Origin of the sequence: Gilvimarinus algae (assembly GCF_030518215.1) — a bacterium.
In the GTDB taxonomy this organism is placed as follows: domain Bacteria; phylum Pseudomonadota; class Gammaproteobacteria; order Pseudomonadales; family Cellvibrionaceae; genus Gilvimarinus; species Gilvimarinus algae.
In genome coordinates this window covers 251,204-271,109 of sequence record NZ_JAULRT010000052.1, presented here as the reverse complement: position 1 = coordinate 271,109, position 19,906 = coordinate 251,204, and the positions used below count along the sequence as shown (strand labels likewise).

Sequence of the window (19,906 nt, the reverse complement as noted above, 5' to 3'; positions counted from 1 at the left end):
GCCTATCGGTTAAACTAACGGTTTTGATCCCAGTGGTCCGCTCCGCGGGCATCACAAGCGAGACAGCATGACCGTATCCATTAAAACGCCCGAAGACATTGCCAAAATGCGCGTAGCTGGCCGTATGGCCGCCGAAGTGCTGGAAATGATCGAACCCCACGTTCAGGCTGGCGTCACCACCGCCGAGCTGGATAAAATCTGCCACGACTATATCGTCGATGAACAAAAAGCCATTCCCGCCTGCTTGGGTTACCGCGGCTTCCCAAAATCCGTTTGCACCTCTGTCAATCAGGTCATTTGCCACGGCATCCCGTCGGAAAAGAAAATCCTGAAAAACGGCGATATCATCAACATCGACGTCACTGTGATTTTCGATGGCTACCACGGCGACACCAGTAAAATGTACTTTGTCGGCGAGCCCGCCCCCCACGCCAAGCGGCTGGTAGAGGTCACTCAGGAGTGCCTCTATAAGGGCATAGCACTGGTTAAACCCGGCTGTCGGCTGGGCGACATCGGCGAGGTCATCCAAAAGCACGCCGAATCCAACTACTACTCGGTGGTGCGCGAGTACTGCGGGCACGGCATAGGCACAGTGTTTCACGAAGAGCCTCAGGTGCTGCACTACGGCCGCGCCGGCACGGGCTTTGAGCTCAAAGAGGGCATGACCTTTACCATTGAGCCAATGATCAACGCCGGCAAGCCGCAAACCAAACTCAAGCGCGACGGCTGGACCGTAGAAACCAAAGACGGACGCCTCTCCGCCCAGTGGGAGCATACCCTGGCCGTTACTGCCGACGGCGTTGAAGTATTGACCGCGCGGACCGAGGAGTCATTCTGATCCATGGCCCCTGAGAGCCTGCCCTACTTTACCCGTCCGCTGTTTTTCTTTGACCAGAGCCGGTTCCGCCGGGCTCTGGAGGATCAGCCGGTCATTACTGTATTCAAAGACGCCATCACCGCGGCCAACGCCCAGTTTGATGTACGGTTTCGCGAGGGCGAAGACATACGCGCACTGATTCATGAGCGCGCTTTGTTTGTCGATTGCCTGCTGCACTATGCCTGGTACCAGTTCGACTGGCCCGAGGGCATCAGCCTGGAAGCCGTAGGCGGGTACGGCAGGTGTGAACTGCACCCTCACTCCGACATTGACCTGCTCATCTTACTTGAGGAGGGTCTGGAGGCACAGTGCAGAGACAACCTGGAAAAGCTCCTGACCCTGCTGTGGGATATCGGGCTTGAAATCGGCCACAGCGTGCGCACCGTTGCCCAATGTGTGGCCATTGCCCGCGACGACATCACCGTGGCCACCAATTTGATGGAGTCCCGCACTCTGGTCGGCGACCCTTCGCTGCGGGTGGAGCTGTTGTCTTATACGACTCAGGATCAACTCTGGCCGGCTGACGATTTCTTTCGCGCCAAATTTGACGAGCAAAACCGGCGCCACGAAAAATATAAAAACAGCGAGTACAACTTAGAACCCAACATCAAAAACGCCCCCGGCGGCCTAAGGGACATTCAAACCATCGCCTGGGTTGCCAAACGCTTTTTTGAAGTGCGTACCCTCAAACAGCTCGAAGGCAAAGGCTTTTTCACCGAAGAGGAATTTTCTCTGCTGCAAAACGGTGAGGAATTTCTCTGGCGCGTGCGCTACGGCCTGCACATGATCGCCAATCGCCCTGAAGATCGCCTGCTGTTTGATCACCAACGCGAGCTCGCCAAACTCTTCGGCTACAAAGATACCGACGAAAGCTTGGCCGTTGAGCAGTTTATGCACACCTACTACCGGCTGGTCATGTCACTGCGTGAACTCAACGATGTGCTCTTGCAGTTTCTCTACGAAGCCATTTTGCAGCGGGGCGTGAAGAAAACCGTCACCCCGATCAACGAACGCTTTCAGCGCCGCGATGATTACATCGAAGTCGCCCATATTTATGTGTTTGAAGAGTCGCCATCGGCGCTGCTGGAAATTTTCCTGCTGATGGCGCAAAACCCAGACATCAAGGGCGTGCGTGCATCAACGATTCGCCTGATGCGGGAAAACCGCCACTTGATCGACCAGGATTTTTGCACCGATCCGCGCAACACTGACCTCTTCCTACAGCTGTTCAGTTACCCGGACCAGCTGGTTGAAAATCTAAAGCGTATGCTGCGCTATGGCATTCTCGGATTGTACCTGCCAGAGTTTGGCCGGGTGACAGGTCAAATGCAGCACGACCTTTTTCATATTTATACCGTCGATGCACACACACTGTTGCTGGTGCAAAACCTCTGTAACTTTTTGCTCCCCAAGGCGCGGGAAGACTTCCCTGTCGCCTGGCATGTGATGCGCCGACTGCCGAAAATCGAAACCCTGCTGGTCGCCGGGCTTTACCACGATATCGCCAAGGGCCGAGGCGGTGATCACTCAATCCTCGGTGCAGTGGATGCCGAGGATTTTAGCGCGCGCCATCAATTGTCTCCGCGCGAAACGCGGCTGATCAGCTGGCTGGTAGAGAAGCACCTGCTGATGTCTGCCGTGTCGCAAAAGCAGGACATCTCCGACCCGGAAGTAATTCACAATTTTGCCCTGACCGTGGGCGACCAGATGCACCTGGATTACCTCTACGCTCTGACGGTGGCCGATATCAACGCCACCAATCCGGACTTGTGGAATACCTGGCGTGCCAGCCTGATGCGCACCCTGTACCTCGAGACCAAGCGCGCGTTGCGCCGGGGCCTGGAAAACCCCATCGACAAACAGGACTGGATTGAAGAAACTCAACAGGCCGCGATCTTACGTCTCAATCGCCACAACATCAGCACCGAGCAGTGCCTCAAGTTGTGGGAGGACGTCAACGACGAATATTTTTTGCGCGAGTCCTATCTCGATATCGCTTGGCATACCGAGGCCATTTTGCAACACCGCGATGAAAACGGGCCGCTGATCTTGATCCAGGAGACCTCCAGCCGCGAGCTGGAGGGCGCCACCCAGATTTTCGTGCGCAGCAAAGGGCGCGACAATGTGTTTGCCGCCATGGCCTCGGGCCTGGATCAGCTCAATCTCAACGTGCAGGATGCGCGCATCTACAGCTCCAAGTCCGGTTACACTCTGGATACGTTTTTTGTACTAAACCAAAACGGTGAACCCGTGGGTACCGACCCGGGTGTGCTCAAACACATTCACGATGCCCTGCAAAAAGAGCTGGCACTGGTGGACGAGTATCGCGATATCGTTGTGCGGCGCACGCCACGCCGGCTCAAGCATTTCAACATGCCCACGCGCACCAGTATCCGCAACGATATGATCAGCGGCTATACCCTGCTGGAAGTCATCAGCCCGGACCGCCCTGGGCTGCTCGCCTGCATCAGCCGGGTGTTTATCAAGTTCGACCTTCACCTGCAAAACGCCAAAATCGCCACACTCGGTGAGCGGGTGGAAGACATCTTCTTTATCACTGATAACCAGGGCCAACCCCTGTCCGACCCACAACTGTGCCGGCAGCTGCAAGCAGAAATATGCCGCCAGCTGGACGACCGGGTGGACCAGGCGGCGGGCTTTTAACGACCGACAGCGAATGAACAGCGATCTGGATTTACTGCACCCCTACCCCTTTGAAAAACTGGCGGCCCTAAAAGCCGGTTGCCAGCCGCCGGCTGAACTCGAGCACATTGCGCTATCCATTGGCGAGCCAAAGCACGAGCCGCCCGCTTTTGTCCTGCGGCTGTTGAGCGAAAACCTCGGCAGGCTTGCCAACTATCCGGCCACCAAAGGCCTGCCTGAACTGCGCAGCACTATCGCCCAGTGGGCCGGCAAACGCTTTTCGCTCGCCAAGCCGCTGGATGCCGAGACACAGGTGCTACCCGTGAACGGCACCCGCGAAGCGCTTTTCGCCTTCGCCCAGGCAGTCATCAACCGAGATGCGCCGCGCCCGCTGGTGGTGAGCCCCAATCCCTTCTATCAAATCTATGAAGGCGCTGCCTTTCTCGCCGGCGCCCGGCCGCACTTTTTAAACTGCACGGCCGACAATCAATTTATCCCGGATTTCAGCGCGGTGCCCGAAGCCGTCTGGCGCGACTGCCAACTGCTGTACCTGTGCACACCGGGAAACCCCACCGGCGCCGTGATATCCTGTGAGCAGTTTCAAACACTGATCGAGCTTGCCGAGCGCTACGACTTTGTGATTGCCTCAGACGAGTGCTACAGCGAACTCTACCGCGATGAGAACAGCCCACCGCCGGGCCTGCTGCAGGCAGCCAGTGCTATGGGCCGGGACAACTTTGAGCGCTGTGTCGTATTCCACAGCCTCTCGAAACGTTCGAATCTGCCGGGACTGCGCTCTGGATTTGTCGCCGGCGATGCCCGGATACTGCAAAAATTTCTCACCTACCGCACCTATCACGGCTGCGCCATGCCGGTACCGGCGCAGCTGGCGAGTATGGCGGCCTGGTCTGATGAAGACCATGTTCTGGCAAACCGCGATGCCTACCGCGCCAAGTTTGACGCGGTACTCGGCATCCTCGATAACTGTCTCGACGTCAGTGCACCTCAGGCGGGCTTTTATCTCTGGCCCCGACTGTCAATGCCAGGTGAGGAATTTGCCAGAAGGTTGTTTGCCGAAAAGAATGTAACCGTACTGCCAGGCGCTTACCTCTCGCGCGAGTGCGACGGTCTGAACCCGGGCGAGCACTATGTGCGCATGGCATTGGTAGCCACCGAAAGTGAGTGCATTGAAGCGGCAAAACGCATTCGCGACTTTGTCAGTGCTCACGGACTCTAACGCCCAACTTGAGCCTATGAGCGAACTGAAAAACCTCAACATTGCCGAGCGCGTAGAGCTGATTCAGCAGACTCTGGATCAACTCTACCCCACCACCCCGATTCCGCTCGCGCATTTCGACGCTTACAGCCTGCTGGTGGCCGTGCTTCTGTCCGCTCAGTGCACCGACGAGCGCGTCAACCAGGTTACCCCATCGCTCTGGCAGCTCGCCGACAACCCCTTTGATATGGCCAAGGTTCCGGTCGAAACCATTCAGGCGGTCATCCGCCCCTGTGGTCTCTCGCCACAGAAATCCAAAGCCATTTCTGTGCTCTCGCAAAGACTGGTCAGCGAATTCAACGGCATGGTGCCCGCCGACATGGAGGCGCTGGAATCCCTGCCTGGGGTGGGCCATAAAACCGCCAGCGTGGTGATGAGCCAGGCCTTCGGCGTGCCCGCCTTCCCCGTGGATACCCACATTCATCGCCTGGCGCAGCGTTGGGGACTGACTCGCGGCAAAAATGTCGTGCAGACAGAAAAAGACCTCAAACGCCTGTTTCCGCGCGAGCGCTGGAACAAGCTGCATTTGCAGATTATCTACTACGGTCGCGAGCACTGCACCGCACGCGGCTGCAATGGTTTGATATGCGGACTGTGCCGGGCCTGCTTCCCCGCGCGCAAGTACCCGAAAAAAGTCCACAAGCCATAGCCGGCGGCAATTTGCTATCATAGCCGCCTTTTGAATGGAGCGGCCCATGGCACAGACCACTCTCTACGGCATCAAAAACTGCGATACCGTGAAAAAAGCCCGGCGCTGGCTGGAAGATCGCGGCCTCGAGTATCAATTCCACGATTTTCGCAGCGATGGCCTCAGCGACAAGCAGGTGCGCCAGTGGCTCGACCGTGTTGGCGCCGAGACATTGATCAATCGCCGCTCAACCACCTGGAAGGGCCTGAGCGATGAGCAAAAAGGCGCGGCGGACAACGCCGACAAAGCCGTTAACCTGCTCACCGAGCACCCCACCCTGATCAAACGTCCACTGCTTGAAACCGGCTCAGAACTTCGAGTCGGCTTCAAGGCGGACGACTACTCCACTTTGTTTAACGCTTAAGACACAGGACACACCATGACTGAGTTATTCAGCGTCGGCCTCGGCGTCGGCACCAAAAACCGCAAAGGCGAATGGTTGGAAGTTTTCTATCCAACCCCCCTGCTGCAGCCGAAGGCCTCCACAGCCAAGGCCCTGGCTGACGCGCTTGGCTACACCGGCGGCAACCAAGTGGTTGAATTGAGCCCTGCGAGCGCAGGCAAGCTGGCCGAGGCGCTGCGAGCCGCCGGTGACAGCGAACTGGCACATGTGGCGGATAATCTGGCCGCCAGCCAGCAGCCGCTGGTAGCGACACTGCTGGGCACAGACGCGCCGCCAGCCTCGGTGCCCGAAGGTTTTCTCAAGCTGCACCTGATTTCACACCGTTTGGTCAAACCTCACGACACTGATTTGAGCGGCCTGTTTGGTGTACTGAAAAACGTCGCCTGGACCAATCAGGGCGCTATTGATCTTGAAGAGCTGCCCGAGCGCCAGCTGCAGGCGCGCCTGAACGGTGAAGTGCTGGAAGTCGCCTGCGTTGACAAGTTCCCGAAGATGACCAACTACGTGGTACCCGCCGGTGTGCGCATTGCCCACACTGCGCGCGTGCGCCTGGGCGCCTATCTCGGTGAAGGCACTACCATCATGCACGAGGGCTTCGTCAACTTTAACGCGGGCACCGCAGGCCCGGGCATGATTGAAGGTCGGATTTCGGCGGGCGTGTTTGTCGAGTCGGGCTCAGATCTTGGCGGCGGCAGCTCCACCATGGGCACGCTGTCGGGCGGCGGCAATATTGTCATTAGCATTGGCAAAGAGAGCTTGCTCGGCGCCAACGCCGGCACGGGCATTCCCCTGGGCGATCGGTGCACCATCGAATCGGGCCTCTACATCACCGCCGGCACCAAAGTCGCCGTATTGGATGACAGCGGCAATGAAGTGGAAGTCGTCAAAGCGCGCGAGCTGGCCAATAAAAATGACTTGCTGTTTCGCCGCAACTCTCTGACCGGTCGCACCGAGTGTCTGACCAACAAATCGTCTGTGCAACTGAACGAAGAACTGCACAAAAACGCCTAGGATCATAGCGATCGCCCTGCCGGGCGATCGCGTGCTCCGCGGATTACTCCGGCAAATACACAGTCACCTGCACTTCGACTTTGAGGCCAGGCTCAAACAAACGGCTGACCTCTACCCAGGTGGCGGCCGGGTAGCGATCTAGGGTAAAGAATGCTTTGCGCGTGGATATGGCCTCTTGCAGCGCCGCCATATCCGTGGTGTAGATCACCTCGTTCACGATGTGGCTGGTGTCGGCGCCATGAGTGCTCAATATCTGGACGATACGTTCGTAAATATTGCTAAGCTGCGTTTCAACCGTTTCTCCGGGCCCTACCAATCCGGCGAGATATAAATGCCGTCCGGCCTGCACGGTTTGCGCATAGCCGATCTCTTTCTCCCACGGGCCGGCAAACGTCCGGCTCAGCTCGTTAACCTCTTCCGCCTGTGTGCTGAGTGACGCAAGGGCCAACCCTAAACCTGCCAAAAATACTCGCTTCATTGCTTTTCCTCGTGTTCTGCCAAGTGGTGCAGAACCCTCTGCCACCACCGATAGCTCAGCAGCTATCGGCCGGAACTATGGCCCCGGCGCACGAGTAACGCCAGTTAAATAACATTAATATTTCTAAAGCCTGCTAATGGCTTGTCGTAAAACCCTGTCAGGGTTCCAGTGTCGCAGTAAACTCAAAGCGGCTGCGCTGCACAGTCTCGCCCACTTCGATGATCAAGTGAGAGGGCACAGCCGTTAATGGCAACTTGATTTGGGCATCGCCAAAAAACTGTTCGAGCTCGGCCTGCTCTGACACTCGCTGCTTATCCGCGTAGGCCTCAACACCGATCAGTGCCGAAATGTCACCGCTGAACGACAGATAGAGTGCCTCGGCCGTGAATTTGGTGACCGTTAGCGAAAAATCGTCGCTGGACCAACTGGCACCGAGATCAAAGGCTAACTCGTGCGTGCTGGCCGACTCAGGGATCGCAATACTCAGGTGCCCCTCTATGGCTTGCGCCTCCTGCGCTTTAATATCGCGATCCCCGAGTCGCACCCCGGCTTTAAGCCAGGGTCTCTCATCGTCCGGCTGGTACTCGCCGTTCATCCAATAGCCGCCATCGTGAGAAAAAGCGGCGAAGCCCGTCACCTCAACCGCGCGCTTTTCGCCGCCTGCCAAGACCAATTGGTCAACGGACAAGCGCACACCACTCAAAAGCGTATGCAGGGGTATCTGGTTTGTTACATACAAGTCAGCGGCCAACGAGAAGCCAAACCCGCCGCTTGCCGAGGCTTCATTAACCGCCATCAGAACCGGCCCGACACTCACTTCCTGAGCGGGCTGACTCCAGTCGTAACTGACGCTCGGCGGCTCGGCTTCGGCGAGGGCTGACCAAGACCCGGCGTCTTGCCAGCTCTGCTGCCGCTTGGGGAAATCGGAGGCCTGGGGCTGAGGCAGCAAACGATCCAGGGTAAAGGGGTAGCGACGCTCTTCAATGTCGCTCGCGAGCACCACCTCGACGCTCGCGATTTCTCCACGAAAGTCCACCGAAGCGGACTTGCCAGCGCCAAACAAAACATCGCCCCACAGGGCACCGCCGGATGACAGCGGCTGGCCTTGTGCATTGAGAGCCGCCACGTGCAGAAGCCTATCGGTATCACCGCTAAAGCGATAGCTCAGCGAGTGCTTGCCACTTTCCATAAAACGAATTTGCACACCCTCGCGCTCAACCACCTGCCCGGCCAGAGGTTGGCGCAAACGGATGCGCTCCGTTGCGGTTACCTGCGGGTAGCGGATATAGCCCGACAGCTGAGCAATGGCACCGAGCGAAGTACCCTCGCGCAACACAATGGATTTCTCACCGCTGACTCTGAGATAGCTGACCATCTCGCCGTCGATATAGCTGCTGTGATTGATGGGGTTGCCGATGTCGCCGGCATCGCGGTTGGCATCCGGGCCGCACTCGGGCACCACCAATAGAGACTCGCCCGCACTATCGACGACATCGCCGATGTACAATTGGGCCGCCGCACCGCGGCCTGGGACATTGGGCAGCTCGTAAGCGCGTGCACTCAGGTTGACGTGAATGCGGTTATCCTCGCCCAGCTCGAGCGAATCCACGGCCAGCGCAAAAGGGCCCACCGCAGCCACAGGTTTGAAAAATGCGTCGCTGAGCGCGCTAAAGTGTTCAAAGGGCTTGGGTTCGGCACTTTGTTCAGTGAAAACCGGCGGGTCTTCGTCGAGCTGCTCCTCCACCGGCGCCTGATCATCACCGCCCATGGAAAAAGCCTGGCTGAATAACGAATTGATCCATTGCTCCAGTTCTCGATAGAGGTTTTCGTCAAAGCGCATGGCGGCGCGCACGCCACTGTCAGTGCGGTTTACCGACAGCCGATCATAGAGGCTAAGCGTCTCGGGAAAATTCGTCGCCGCTTGCTGGCGCAACTCGGATAAACGTGCGTCTATAGCGTCTTTGGACTGATTCAGAAAATCCTCGTCCTGACTTTCCACCAGCACACTCAACTCGACCCCAGGCGGCAAGGCAACCGTCTCGGCGCCAAGGTAGAGCCCACTGGCCGGACTGGCCGCAGCGCCAAGACTTTTCAGCATAAAGCCCGGCATGCCTCCGGCCGCCTTGCCGATGTTGGCCGGCTCAAATACCGCAAGCGAGGCCAGCTGCTCAGCGCTCAGGTCGTACCAGTGCTGCACTTGAGGGGCAATCGCCACTCCCTGCTCGAGGCGCTGGGCAAAGGCTTCCACCGCCTCCGGCCCGCCGATCACCAACAGATCGTCACGGATCAGCGCACGGCGCGGCTCGCTTTTCTCGCAAGTGCTCTCGTTGGTGGTGGTGAACAGCAGGCCATCGGGCAGCGGTTGCTCTACGCTGTAACGCTCGCCCAACCAGCGGCTGAGCTTGGAAGCATCAAACTGCCCCTCCACGACCATCAGGCCGTCGCCTTTGCGGCCCGAGGCATAGCCGGCCAGCCACAAGTAGGAGGACTGGGCACGCATATCGATACCCGCCGCCGCCAGCGAATCGAACAGCTTGTCGGTATCGCCGGGCAAAGCGCTGAGGTTAGCGGCTCGCCCGGAGAGCTCCTCCAGCGCCTTGAGCCGGTCGATATCCACACGAGCCAGAGCGTAGGTCTGTGGGGTCAACAGCGCCGCCCCGAGGTCGCGCCGATTGGGCTCAAGTTCAATACCCTGCCAGAGCGCCTTGGTGGACCAGAGCACCAGAACGATGACGACAATCAACGCCAGCGCCACAGCACCGAGCAATACATAGACTTTGTTGCGTTTGCGAATGCCGGCGCTGCGGGCCGCCTCGCTGGCGGGCGTGGGCTCTTCGTAGTGGGTCGCCGACGGGTCGTCTTCATCGACGTCTATCGGCGTATCGGACGCGTCTTGTGAATCCATACTGAGGGATGGCTGTTCACTGGGCGCCGGCTCGCGTTCTGCGGGGAGATGTCCGGCCGGCGAACCTTTTGCCAAAGACTCTTGTGCCGATGCGTCCTCCCCCGCTTGCTTGAGCACAATCAGCACGGCGCCTGCATTGGCAAAGGCCTTGCGCCACTTAAGTGCCTGCTCTTTGGTGTCGACCTTTTTCACCGCTACGGGCTGGCCGGCGAACAGTCTCTCACGGACGGTCTGCTCCTCCTGCTTGAGCAGCTTGGCGAGGTTGCGAATCACTGATTCGCGGTCAAACCCTGTTATCAGTTCCCCGGCGAAAACCAGCCTGAACATACTCCCTCTCCCCATGACTTCTTTCAGCCGATTACTCTGTCTTATTAACCGTGTGAATTCAAGGCATTATCCAGCCGCGCCCCTCTACTTGCCGCGCCAAACCCGCTATAATCGCGCCCTTTCATTCCGTTTAGCGCAAGGCAAAAGGTCCGACAGTCCATGGATAAAACCTACCAGCCCCAGGCCATCGAAACCCAGTGGTACCAAACCTGGGAAGAACAGGGTTATTTCAAGCCTCAGGGCGGAGACGAGCCCTACTGCATCATGATTCCGCCACCGAATGTGACGGGCAGTCTGCACATGGGTCACGGCTTTAACAACGCTGTGATGGACGCCATGATTCGTCATCAGCGCATGCTGGGCAAGGACACTCTGTGGCAAATGGGTACCGACCACGCCGGTATCGCCACACAGATGGTGGTAGAGCGTCAGCTGTCCGCCGACAATATCAGCCGCCACGACCTGGGGCGCGAAGCGTTTCTTGATCGAGTCTGGCAGTGGAAGGAGGAGTCCGGTGGCAACATCACTCGCCAACTGCGTCGCCTGGGTTCATCGCTGGACTGGTCCCGCGAGCGCTTCACCATGGACGATGGCTTGTCTGAGGCCGTCAAAGAAGCCTTTGTCCGCCTCTATGACGACGGATTGATCTACCGCGGCAAGCGCCTGGTGAACTGGGACCCGGCACTGCATACCGCCATTTCGGACGTCGAGGTAGAGAACCACGAAGAGAAAGGCTCTCTTTGGCATTTGCGCTACCCGCTCGCCGATGGCGCCACTACGGCCGAAGGCAAGAACTACTTGGTGGTCGCCACGACCCGGCCGGAAACCATGCTCGGCGATACCGCGGTGGCAGTGCACCCAGAGGACGAGCGTTATCAGGCGCTGATTGGCAGAGAGATCATTCTGCCCCTGGTCGGGCGCCGTATTCCCATCGTCGCCGATGACTATGTCGAGCGCGAGTTCGGCACCGGCTGCGTCAAGATTACCCCGGCACACGATTTTAACGACTACGAGGTGGGCAAGCGCCACGGCATGGCACTGATCAACGTGCTGGATGCCTCCGCCTGCGTGCTCGCCGAGGCCCAGCCGTTTAACCTGGATGGCAGCGCCCGCAATGACATAGACAACAGTTTGCCCGCCGCTTACGCCGGTAAAGATCGCTACGAGGCACGCAAGCTGATCGTCGCGGACTTTGAAGCGGCCGGCCTGCTGGAAAAAATTGACGACCACGATCTAAAGGTGCCCCGGGGCGATCGCTCGGGCGTGGTGATCGAGCCCTGGCTCACCGATCAGTGGTACGTAAGCACCAAGCCACTGGCCGAACCGGCCATCAGGGCGGTCGAAGACGGCGAGGTTCAATTTGTTCCCAAGCAGTACGAGAACATGTATTTCTCCTGGATGCGCGATATCCAGGACTGGTGCATTTCCCGCCAGCTCTGGTGGGGCCATCGCATTCCTGCCTGGTACGACAAGGCGGGCAACGTCTATGTCGGCCGCGACGAGTCCGAAGTTCGCGCCAAATACCATCTGGGCAGCGAGGTAGAGCTGGAGCAGGATGAAGACGTACTCGACACCTGGTTCAGCTCCGGGCTCTGGACTTTCTCCACTCTCGGCTGGCCAGAACAGACCGACTACCTGAAAAAATTTCACCCGACCGATCTGCTGGTAACAGGGTTTGACATCATCTTTTTCTGGGTAGCTCGCATGATGATGCTCACCCTACACTTGGTCAAAGATGAACAGGGCAAGGGCCAGATCCCCTTTAAAACAGTGTACGTTCACGGACTGGTGCGCGACGCCCAGGGCCAGAAGATGAGTAAATCCAAGGGCAATGTGCTCGACCCCTTGGACATTATCGACGGCATAGATCTTGAGAGCCTGGTGGCCAAGCGCACCAAGGGCCTGATGCGCCCGAAAGATGCCCCTAAGATCGAAAAGCAAACGCGCAAGGAATTCCCCGAAGGCATAGACGCCTTTGGCACCGATGCCCTGCGCATGACGTTTTGTTCACTGGCGTCTACCGGCCGCGACATCAAATTCGATATGGGTCGCGTCGAGGGCTACCGCAACTTTTGCAACAAAATGTGGAACGCCGCTCGCTATGTGCTGATGAATACCGAAGGTCAGAACTGCGGCCAAGACGGCGCCAGCGACTTCGAGTTGTCGCTGGCCGATCGCTGGATCATCAGCCGTTTGCAAGAGGCCGAAAAAGCCGTCGCCGAGGCTTTAGACAGCTACCGGCTGGATCTGGCCACCCAAGCCTTCTACGAGTTCTTCTGGAACGAGTACTGCGACTGGTACCTGGAGCTCTCCAAGCCTGTACTCTGGGACGATAACGCCTCGGGCGCCCAGAAAAAAGGCACACGCCGCACGCTGATTCGGGTTCTGGAGACGGCACTGCGCCTGGCCCATCCGCTGATTCCGTTTATCACCGAAGAGATATGGCAGCGCGTTAAAACTCTCGCAGGCCAAAGCGGCGAGACCATTATGCTGGCGCCCTACCCGATCGCCGATGCCGGCAAACTCGATGAGCAGGCCACCAGTGATATCGAGTGGCTCAAGGGCGTGATCGTCGGTGTGCGCAACATTCGAGGCGAAATGAACATCGCACCGGGTAAGGCTATCCCCCTGTTCATGCAGCAAGGCAGCGACGCCGATCAACAACGGCTCGAAGCCAATCGCCAGTTCCTGCAAAAGCTCGCCAACCTCGAGACCATTACCTGGCTCGGCACCGACGAGCAAGCGCCTCCCTCCGCCACTACCCTGGTGGGCAAGCTGGAAATTCTGGTGCCCATGGCCGGGCTGATTGATGTGGAGGCCGAAAAGGCCCGGCTCAATAAAGAGGTGGAGCGGCTTAAAAAAGACAAGGAGCGGGTCGCCGACAAACTTAACAATCCCAACTTTGTCGATAAGGCGCCTGCTGAGGTGGTGGACAAAGAAAAAGCCAAGCTCGAGGACATTGGCACCAGCCTTGATGCGCTCAGTGAGCAACTCAAGGCGCTGGAAACCCTCTAGCCGCAATCCCCGATGTTCCAAAGCCGGTCCCAGACCGGCTTTTTTTGGCTTACTTCCGCGCACCACGCCTTGAACAGGGTAAGAAGCGACGTCAAAAAACCGACAAGATTAATGGTCAAAAAGACCACTTGATTACCACCGCCATAATTTCGTTATGGAATATAAATAAATTCTTTTTAGACGCAATAATAATAACTAAGTGTTTACTTTTTCGCCAAATCCATAACAAATTGATTAGTTATAGGGTATTTCCCAGTGTCAAGTTTGCTGGCAGAATGCGCTCCAAGTTTGAGAGGTTCATCACACCACTCATGGCTTTGCGACTAACGACTTTACGGTCCCGGCTGGGACAGGCATCCAAAAGATCCCGCGACCAGCCCTTAATTGATACGGATACTTGTTATGAAAAAATCTCTGTTTGCCGCCGCTCTGTTGGCTGTTGTAGCCGCCCCGAGTTTTGCCTGCGATAAGCCGCAAAACAAGCCTGCTATTCCCAATCCCGCCACTGCGGTCACCGCGCAAATGGTGAAATCAAACAATGAAGTCAAAGCTTACGTGAAAGCGACAGAAGATTATCTGTCCTGCGCCAAGCTGAGCTCAGCCGAAGTGCGTCAGGCAGAAGACGATCTGCGCGCTTACGCCGAAGAGTTCAACAAAACGATCCGCGAATTCAAGAAATTGCAAAGCTAAGTCCACTGGAATCAATCGTTGATTCAACCCCTGTCAGGTTGTTTTAGCTTCGTCTTTTAGCCCCGCCAAGCGGGGCTTTTTTATATCAATAGCTAGGGCTTGAGCACTTCCACAGTCACAAAATAGCTGTAGTAACGCTTAGCGATTTCACTGCCTTCGGGCATCTTTTGTTCCGTGGCCACCTCAAGCAGGTAACGCCCCGGCGTGCTCCACTCAACCTCAGCTCCGCCCTTGGCATCCAAGGTGTAACTGACGGTTCCCAGAGAATCGCGATAGCGGGTGCCATCCGGTGTCACTTCCAGCGTCAGCCCCTTGGCCGGTTTACCGTTAAGGCTAAACTCAAAGCGCGAGGGCTCATCGGCGTAGAGCATATTCGGGTGATCACCACCGGTGAGTTCTATGCCTTTTTTGCTGCTGCCAAAGTTTTTACTGGGCGCCCCAAGGGTCACGTAAGTTTCCACCAGGCTAACGGATTCGGCAAAGCTGATTTCCTGAGCATTGTCGGGCAGGCCAGCTTTGAGCTCTTCCAATGCACCGCGGCCGCGCTGAGGCTGCTCTTCACCCGGCACCTTGTAAGAGACAAAGTACATGGGCACGCCGCCCTGTAAAATACGATAGGTGCCCGGCTGCTCGATATCCACATCAAACACCGAGCGGCGCTTGCGCTTTACCGGGTTAATGGGCTCGTGTGTCACCCCCTGTGGGTCGATGATGCTGATGCCCACCGGCGGCATGCCTTTATCGACGTAAAACAAATTGTTGGACGCCGTCAGGTCGATGCTTACTTGCTCGGCATCGCTCAAGCTGAAATCAGTGGGCAAGAGCCAACGCTTGTGCGCATCGGCCGCCAGAGGCCAGAAGGCGGAAACCATCAGTGCTGCGATCAGTGTTCTTTTCATTCGTATGTGCTCCTTACTGGGTAATAGTCACCGCGATGCGGCCCAATTCGCTGTCGCCGGTTTGCTCAACCTGGCCATTTCGGTCGGACGGCAGTGGCAGGCGCAGATGCTCTCGCCCGCCCACCTCGCGCACCGCCTCGACATTGAGCGTCAGCTCGCCCTCGGGCAGATCCCCCTGCCAATTCAGGGTGTACACGCCGGGCTTGCGGGTGGCGCCAGAGACGCCATCCAGCGGCAGCTCGGTATAGGCACCGCCACGGCGCCACCAGCTGCGCAGATCGCGCCACCACTTTTCCTGCTCCACCCAGATGCCAATATGCTCGACAATCTCTCGCTCCTCATTGCTGATCCACACCGCCACATAAGGGCGGTGATACTCAGCCACGTCCAGCTGCGGGATTGCCAGCTCCACCGAGACCGTCTCGGCGCGTACGGACAGGGCCGCCAGCAGCAGACTTCCAAGAACCATCGCTTTTTTCATGTAAAACTCCTTAAGGAACCAGCCAGAGGTACAACGCCAGGGGAATGACCAACCCCAGCCCGACCAGCGGCCAAGTACTGGTCCTCTTGCCGGCGTAAACCACTAAGAGAAAAATGCCGGTAATGGACATAAAGATGCCAAGCAAGGCGGCCACATCGATAAACAGCTTCCAGGCGAAACCACTGTGACGCCCCTTGTGCAAGTCGTTGATCAGGGACACGGCGCCGTCGCTGGTGGACTCGTAGAAAATCTCACCGGATTCAACGTCAAATACCACCGAGGCTACGCCCCCGGGGCGCGGGTAATCGAAAAACCACTCCACCTCATCGCGATCAATCTGCCGGGGGACGCCCAACCCAAACTCATCGTTAATCACACTCAGCAGCTGCTGCAACTGGGTGGATTCGGATGCACTCTGCCAGCGCTCGAAGGCCTCGGCCTCAAGCGTCAATGTTGCCGTCTCGGTGTGCCGGTCGGCTTTAAACCACTCGGGGTGATTGAGGGTGATACCGGTGATGGAGAAAAACAGCAGACTGACAAGCCCCAGCGCGGAACTGGTCCAGTGCAAGGTCCGGCTCCAGCGTGCCCACTGGCTCTTCTTATTGACCTTGCCGCCTTTTGCGGCCCCCTTCTTATCGCTCAACTCACCGCTCCAGCTCACACCCAAAGGCAGCGATGATAATAATTATTATTTGTAAGAGCAAGTCGCCTGAGGGGTAAAAGCAGATTGAGATAAGCGGAAGGACCTGGTGCCAAGGCTCAAGGGCCCCCTAAAGCCTTGGCGCAGCGAAACGGCGTTAAAGATCCTGATAGCGCTCCTGACGCTCCTTTTCGGCTTTTTCAATGTCCGTTTTCAACGCCTTAGCTTTGTCCAGTACCTGCTTCTGGCTGGCGGTGTAGGATTCAAACGCCCCTTTTTCCGCTTTTGCATCTGTATCCTCGGTCGGCCCGCAAGCGGCCAGGCAGACCGTGGTGATCAACACATAGCTAAACTTCACTCTGCACTCCTCGCATTCTCAATCTAAGATGAGCATAGCCTGTTTTTACCATTTCCCCAATGCCCGCCCAAGCGTACTAGGCATCTCCGGGCGCGGGCATAGAGTCACGGGTGTCCGTGCGAAAACGCGCGCTCAACCACAGCGACAACCGATTGCCACCGTAATAGGCACAGGGCACGAGAAACAGTGTGACTACTGAAGAGAAGAGCACACCAAAGGACAGAGAGATCACCATGGGCTTTAAGAACTGAGCCTGCAAACTGCGCTCAAACAAAATCGGCATTAACCCGACGAAGGTGGTGATCGACGTCAACACAATGGGTCGGAAACGATCGACACCGGCGTTTAGCACAGCCTGAAAACTGTCTTCACCGCGTTCGCGCAGCGTGTTGATGCGCTCGAGCAGCACCAGGTTGTCGTTGACTACCACACCGGCACAGGCGAGAAACCCAAAACCGGAAAACAAACTGAAGTCCACACCGACAATCAAATGACCGAGCACAGCACCGACAAAACCAAAGGGCACGGCCAACATCACCAGCAGCGGCTGAAAGAGCGAGCGGAAGGCGACCGCAAAAATCGCCATGACCGCCAAAAACACCTTGAGGAAATTGGCTGAGAAATTATCGCCAAACTGAGCCTGAGAACGCAGTGCTCCGTCGAGTGTTAAGCTGAAGCCAAGGTACTCGGAGCGCCACTGGTCGACATTATCGCTCAGCATTTGCTGAGTGATTCTATTGGCATCTTGCCCTTCCTCTACCTCAGCGGTAATGGTGATATTGCGCTTGCGATCCACCCGCCGGATGGTGCTGGTACCGGGTACCAATTTCAAATCAGCCACCGCTGCGATGGGCACTTCGCGCCCATCGGGCGTGCGAATACGGATGCGGTCCAACGTATCCAGGGTGCTGCGCTCATCCGCCGAGTACCGCAACATAACACGCACATCTTCTTTCGCCCGAGGGATGCGCTGAATCTCGACACCGTAGAAGCCGTGGCGCACCTGCGTGGCGACATCGCTCAGACTAATGCCCAGCGCCTGCGCATAAGGCTTGAGTTCAACCTCGACTTCGGTGCGCTCGGTGTCCAAATTGTTGCGCACATTAAATACCCCGGGGTAGGCAGCAAGCGCCGCCGATACCTCATCAACGGCAGACTGCTGAATGTCGCGCCGGTTCTCCAGCATGCTCATGTTGAGGGTAATGTCTGGTCCGCCACCGCTCATGGTGGCACTGAGGGAGTAACTTTTGGCCTCGGGCAGTGGCCCGATCAGCTCGCGCAAGCGATCGGCAACATCCTGCGCACCGATACTGCGCTCCTCCTCCGGGGTCAAGCCGACAAACACGGTGGCACTGGTACCGTTCAGCGTACGATTGATTTCGCGTACAAACGGCTGGCCGTTATTGCGCTCAAGCAAGGTCTCGTCCTCGCTCACCGCATCGACTTGGTCGCGGACATACTGGGCGATCTTCTCTGTCTGCGAAAAGGGCGCTCCTTCAGAAAAGGCGATATTGACGTGCACCATTGGCTGGGGAACCTGGGGGAAGAAACTCATGTTCACCCAACCGACAATGACAATGGTCAAGGCGATGGCAAAGGTAAAGAAAAAGCCGAGGTAGGCACTGCCCTTGCGCTGCAACATCGTTGCAAGCGCCGGCTGGTAGCGCTGCTGCGCAAAGCGCTCCATTCCGTCGGAAAAGCGATACCGCAACTGCCCCAAACGTTGCAACACCCGAAAACGGCTCGGAGTCTCGGGCTTCATGTGCGATAAATGCGAAGGCAGGACCAGCAGCGATTCAAGCAGGGAAAACACCAGGCACAAGAATACCACCCAAAAAATCGAGCGGGTATAGACCACCACATCGGAAGGCACATCGATCATGGGTAAAAAGAAGACAATGGTACTCACCACCGCCAGGAACACGGGTACCAGCACCGTGCGCGTGCCGGCAACGGCCGCCAAGCGCCCTTTTTCGCCGCGTTGCTGATGCCGGTAGACGCTCTCGCCAACGATAATGGCATCGTCCACGACTATACCCAGCACCATCAAAAAAGCGAACATGGACAGCATATTGATCGACACGCCCAAGTAGGGCAACAGCCAGATGGAACCGGCAAAGGTTGTAGCGATACCGGCCACCACCCAAAACGCCAATAATGGGCGTAAAAACAACATGAGAATAATAAACACCAACACCAGACCACTCATGGCGTTGTCTGTCAAAAGATTAAACCGGCTGTCGAAGATGTCCTTGGCTTCAAAGTTAATTTTCAACTCCACACCGGGCGGCAAGAGCTCGCGAAACTGCTCGACATAGGCCCGGGCGTTAGCAGTGCCTTCAAACAACAGCGGATCGTCGCTCATCTTCACTTCGAGGTTGACGCCGGGCTTGCCGTTCATAAAAAAGTCGATATTTTCTTCACTAAAACCGTCGTCGATGTCGGCAATATCCTGCAGCAATAGCTGGCTGCCATCGCGCCCACTGCGGACCACGATGCTGGCAAAATCCTTGTATTCAAATGCCTGGGCGCGAGTTTGAATCTGCAAGTCGCCGTCCTTGGTGCGAATCACACCGGCCGGCACATTCACCGAGGAGCCTCTTATGGCCGCGGCCAGCTCATCAAAGCTCAAGTTGTACCGGCGCAGGGTATCCTCCGACACCTCAATGCTCACTTCATCGCTTTTGGTGCCGTTAATGCGGACCTCGGATATGCCCTCAAGCAGCGCCATTTCATCGCGAATTTGGTAAGCCCAATTTTTTAGCTGGCGCCGATCTGCATCGCCAAACAACGCCACCCACATCAGGGTCTGGCGTTCGATCAACTGACTTACCACCGGCCGCTCTGCCGAGGGCGGAAAGGTGTTGATGGCATCTACCCGCCCCTTAATATCATTGAGCAACTCACGCAGATCGAATCCCTCAGTGACCTGTACATTGACGTTGCCATAGCCCTCGCGGGACTCAGAGGTTATCTGATAAATGCCGGGCAAGTCGGCGATCGCCTCTTCAATACGCACCACGATCTGCTGCTCTACCTCAGCGGGTGCGGCCCCCGGGTAAGGCATACCGATGGTGATGATGTTGCCCTCGTAGCGGGGAAAAGCCTCTTTCTCAACACTGGAGTAGCTGGCGTAACCACCCACCAACATGGCCAGCATCAGCAAGTTGGCGGCAATGGGGTTATCGACAAACCATTTGATCAGCGCGCGCATG

The 19,906-nt window shown here is 57.2% G+C and carries 15 protein-coding genes; 8 read left to right on the top strand and 7 right to left on the bottom strand.

Annotation, left to right across the window (positions count from 1 at the left end; genetic code table 11):
* Nucleotides 1-67 precede the first annotated feature (67 nt).
* From map to dapD, 6 genes are read left to right on the top strand one after another with little or no spacing between them, the layout of a single operon-like run.
* Nucleotides 68-838: a type I methionyl aminopeptidase gene (gene map, locus QWI16_RS08610; protein ID WP_302712398.1), complete on the top strand. Its 771-nt coding sequence runs from the start codon at nucleotides 68-70 to the stop codon at nucleotides 836-838.
* A 3-nt stretch (nucleotides 839-841) separates the two neighbouring features.
* Entirely contained in the window at nucleotides 842-3,541 is a 2,700-nt protein-coding gene (locus tag QWI16_RS08605; RefSeq protein WP_302712397.1) for a [protein-PII] uridylyltransferase, read from the top strand.
* Nucleotides 3,542-3,554: 13 nt separating this feature from the next.
* The gene (gene dapC, locus QWI16_RS08600) at nucleotides 3,555-4,757 is read left to right on the top strand and encodes a succinyldiaminopimelate transaminase (protein ID WP_302712396.1); all 1,203 of its coding nucleotides are present in this window, start codon (nucleotides 3,555-3,557) and stop codon (nucleotides 4,755-4,757) included.
* A gap of 16 nt (nucleotides 4,758-4,773) precedes the next feature.
* Nucleotides 4,774-5,445: an endonuclease III gene (gene nth, locus QWI16_RS08595; RefSeq protein ID WP_302712395.1), complete on the top strand. Its 672-nt coding sequence runs from the start codon at nucleotides 4,774-4,776 to the stop codon at nucleotides 5,443-5,445.
* A 46-nt stretch (nucleotides 5,446-5,491) separates the two neighbouring features.
* Nucleotides 5,492-5,848 carry an ArsC family reductase gene (locus tag QWI16_RS08590; RefSeq protein ID WP_302712394.1) on the top strand — a complete coding sequence of 119 codons (357 nt, stop codon included), beginning with the start codon at nucleotides 5,492-5,494 and terminating at the stop codon, nucleotides 5,846-5,848.
* Nucleotides 5,849-5,863: 15 nt separating this feature from the next.
* Complete coding sequence (gene dapD, locus QWI16_RS08585; RefSeq protein WP_302712393.1) at nucleotides 5,864-6,898, top strand: 2,3,4,5-tetrahydropyridine-2,6-dicarboxylate N-succinyltransferase; 1,035 nt, start codon at nucleotides 5,864-5,866, stop codon at nucleotides 6,896-6,898.
* A gap of 43 nt (nucleotides 6,899-6,941) precedes the next feature.
* Here dapD and QWI16_RS08580 read toward each other — a convergent pair whose 3' ends face one another.
* Complete coding sequence (locus QWI16_RS08580) at nucleotides 6,942-7,376, bottom strand: RidA family protein (RefSeq protein ID WP_302712392.1); 435 nt, start codon at nucleotides 7,374-7,376, stop codon at nucleotides 6,942-6,944.
* 157 nt (nucleotides 7,377-7,533) lie between these two features.
* The gene (locus tag QWI16_RS08575) at nucleotides 7,534-10,608 is read right to left on the bottom strand and encodes a hypothetical protein (RefSeq protein ID WP_302712391.1); all 3,075 of its coding nucleotides are present in this window, start codon (nucleotides 10,606-10,608) and stop codon (nucleotides 7,534-7,536) included.
* 159 nt (nucleotides 10,609-10,767) lie between these two features.
* Here QWI16_RS08575 and QWI16_RS08570 point away from each other — a divergent pair, with 159 nt between their 5' ends.
* Together QWI16_RS08570 and QWI16_RS08565 are read left to right on the top strand one after the other, a co-directional pair.
* Nucleotides 10,768-13,623, top strand: a complete 2,856-nt coding sequence (locus QWI16_RS08570; RefSeq protein WP_302712390.1) for a valine--tRNA ligase — start codon at nucleotides 10,768-10,770, stop codon at nucleotides 13,621-13,623.
* A 402-nt stretch (nucleotides 13,624-14,025) separates the two neighbouring features.
* Complete coding sequence (locus QWI16_RS08565; protein WP_302712389.1) at nucleotides 14,026-14,313, top strand: hypothetical protein; 288 nt, start codon at nucleotides 14,026-14,028, stop codon at nucleotides 14,311-14,313.
* A 92-nt stretch (nucleotides 14,314-14,405) separates the two neighbouring features.
* On the opposite strand, the gene QWI16_RS08560 is transcribed toward QWI16_RS08565, so the two are convergent.
* The 5 genes from QWI16_RS08560 to QWI16_RS08540 all read right to left on the bottom strand — a co-directional run bounded on the left by QWI16_RS08560 (nucleotide 14,406) and on the right by QWI16_RS08540 (nucleotide 19,905).
* Nucleotides 14,406-15,212 carry a DUF4198 domain-containing protein gene (locus QWI16_RS08560; RefSeq protein WP_302712388.1) on the bottom strand — a complete coding sequence of 269 codons (807 nt, stop codon included), beginning with the start codon at nucleotides 15,210-15,212 and terminating at the stop codon, nucleotides 14,406-14,408.
* A gap of 13 nt (nucleotides 15,213-15,225) precedes the next feature.
* On the bottom strand, nucleotides 15,226-15,693 hold the full coding sequence (locus tag QWI16_RS08555) for a DUF2271 domain-containing protein (RefSeq protein WP_302712387.1): 468 nt from the start codon (nucleotides 15,691-15,693) through the stop codon (nucleotides 15,226-15,228).
* A 10-nt stretch (nucleotides 15,694-15,703) separates the two neighbouring features.
* Entirely contained in the window at nucleotides 15,704-16,336 is a 633-nt protein-coding gene (locus tag QWI16_RS08550) for a PepSY-associated TM helix domain-containing protein (protein ID WP_302712386.1), read from the bottom strand.
* Nucleotides 16,337-16,490: 154 nt separating this feature from the next.
* Complete coding sequence (locus QWI16_RS08545; protein WP_302712384.1) at nucleotides 16,491-16,691, bottom strand: hypothetical protein; 201 nt, start codon at nucleotides 16,689-16,691, stop codon at nucleotides 16,491-16,493.
* 76 nt (nucleotides 16,692-16,767) lie between these two features.
* Entirely contained in the window at nucleotides 16,768-19,905 is a 3,138-nt protein-coding gene (locus QWI16_RS08540; protein ID WP_302712383.1) for an efflux RND transporter permease subunit, read from the bottom strand.
* Nucleotide 19,906: the final 1 nt, after the last annotated feature.

Coding starts and splice junctions, on each gene's coding strand:
- map (WP_302712398.1), top strand. CDS start 68: ATGACCGTATCCATTAAAACGCCCGAAGACATTGCCAAAATGCGCGTA.
- QWI16_RS08605 (WP_302712397.1), top strand. CDS start 842: ATGGCCCCTGAGAGCCTGCCCTACTTTACCCGTCCGCTGTTTTTCTTT.
- dapC (WP_302712396.1), top strand. CDS start 3,555: ATGAACAGCGATCTGGATTTACTGCACCCCTACCCCTTTGAAAAACTG.
- nth (WP_302712395.1), top strand. CDS start 4,774: ATGAGCGAACTGAAAAACCTCAACATTGCCGAGCGCGTAGAGCTGATT.
- QWI16_RS08590 (WP_302712394.1), top strand. CDS start 5,492: ATGGCACAGACCACTCTCTACGGCATCAAAAACTGCGATACCGTGAAA.
- dapD (WP_302712393.1), top strand. CDS start 5,864: ATGACTGAGTTATTCAGCGTCGGCCTCGGCGTCGGCACCAAAAACCGC.
- QWI16_RS08580 (WP_302712392.1), bottom strand. CDS start 7,376: ATGAAGCGAGTATTTTTGGCAGGTTTAGGGTTGGCCCTTGCGTCACTC.
- QWI16_RS08575 (WP_302712391.1), bottom strand. CDS start 10,608: ATGTTCAGGCTGGTTTTCGCCGGGGAACTGATAACAGGGTTTGACCGC.
- QWI16_RS08570 (WP_302712390.1), top strand. CDS start 10,768: ATGGATAAAACCTACCAGCCCCAGGCCATCGAAACCCAGTGGTACCAA.
- QWI16_RS08565 (WP_302712389.1), top strand. CDS start 14,026: ATGAAAAAATCTCTGTTTGCCGCCGCTCTGTTGGCTGTTGTAGCCGCC.
- QWI16_RS08560 (WP_302712388.1), bottom strand. CDS start 15,212: ATGAAAAGAACACTGATCGCAGCACTGATGGTTTCCGCCTTCTGGCCT.
- QWI16_RS08555 (WP_302712387.1), bottom strand. CDS start 15,693: ATGAAAAAAGCGATGGTTCTTGGAAGTCTGCTGCTGGCGGCCCTGTCC.
- QWI16_RS08540 (WP_302712383.1), bottom strand. CDS start 19,905: ATGCGCGCGCTGATCAAATGGTTTGTCGATAACCCCATTGCCGCCAAC.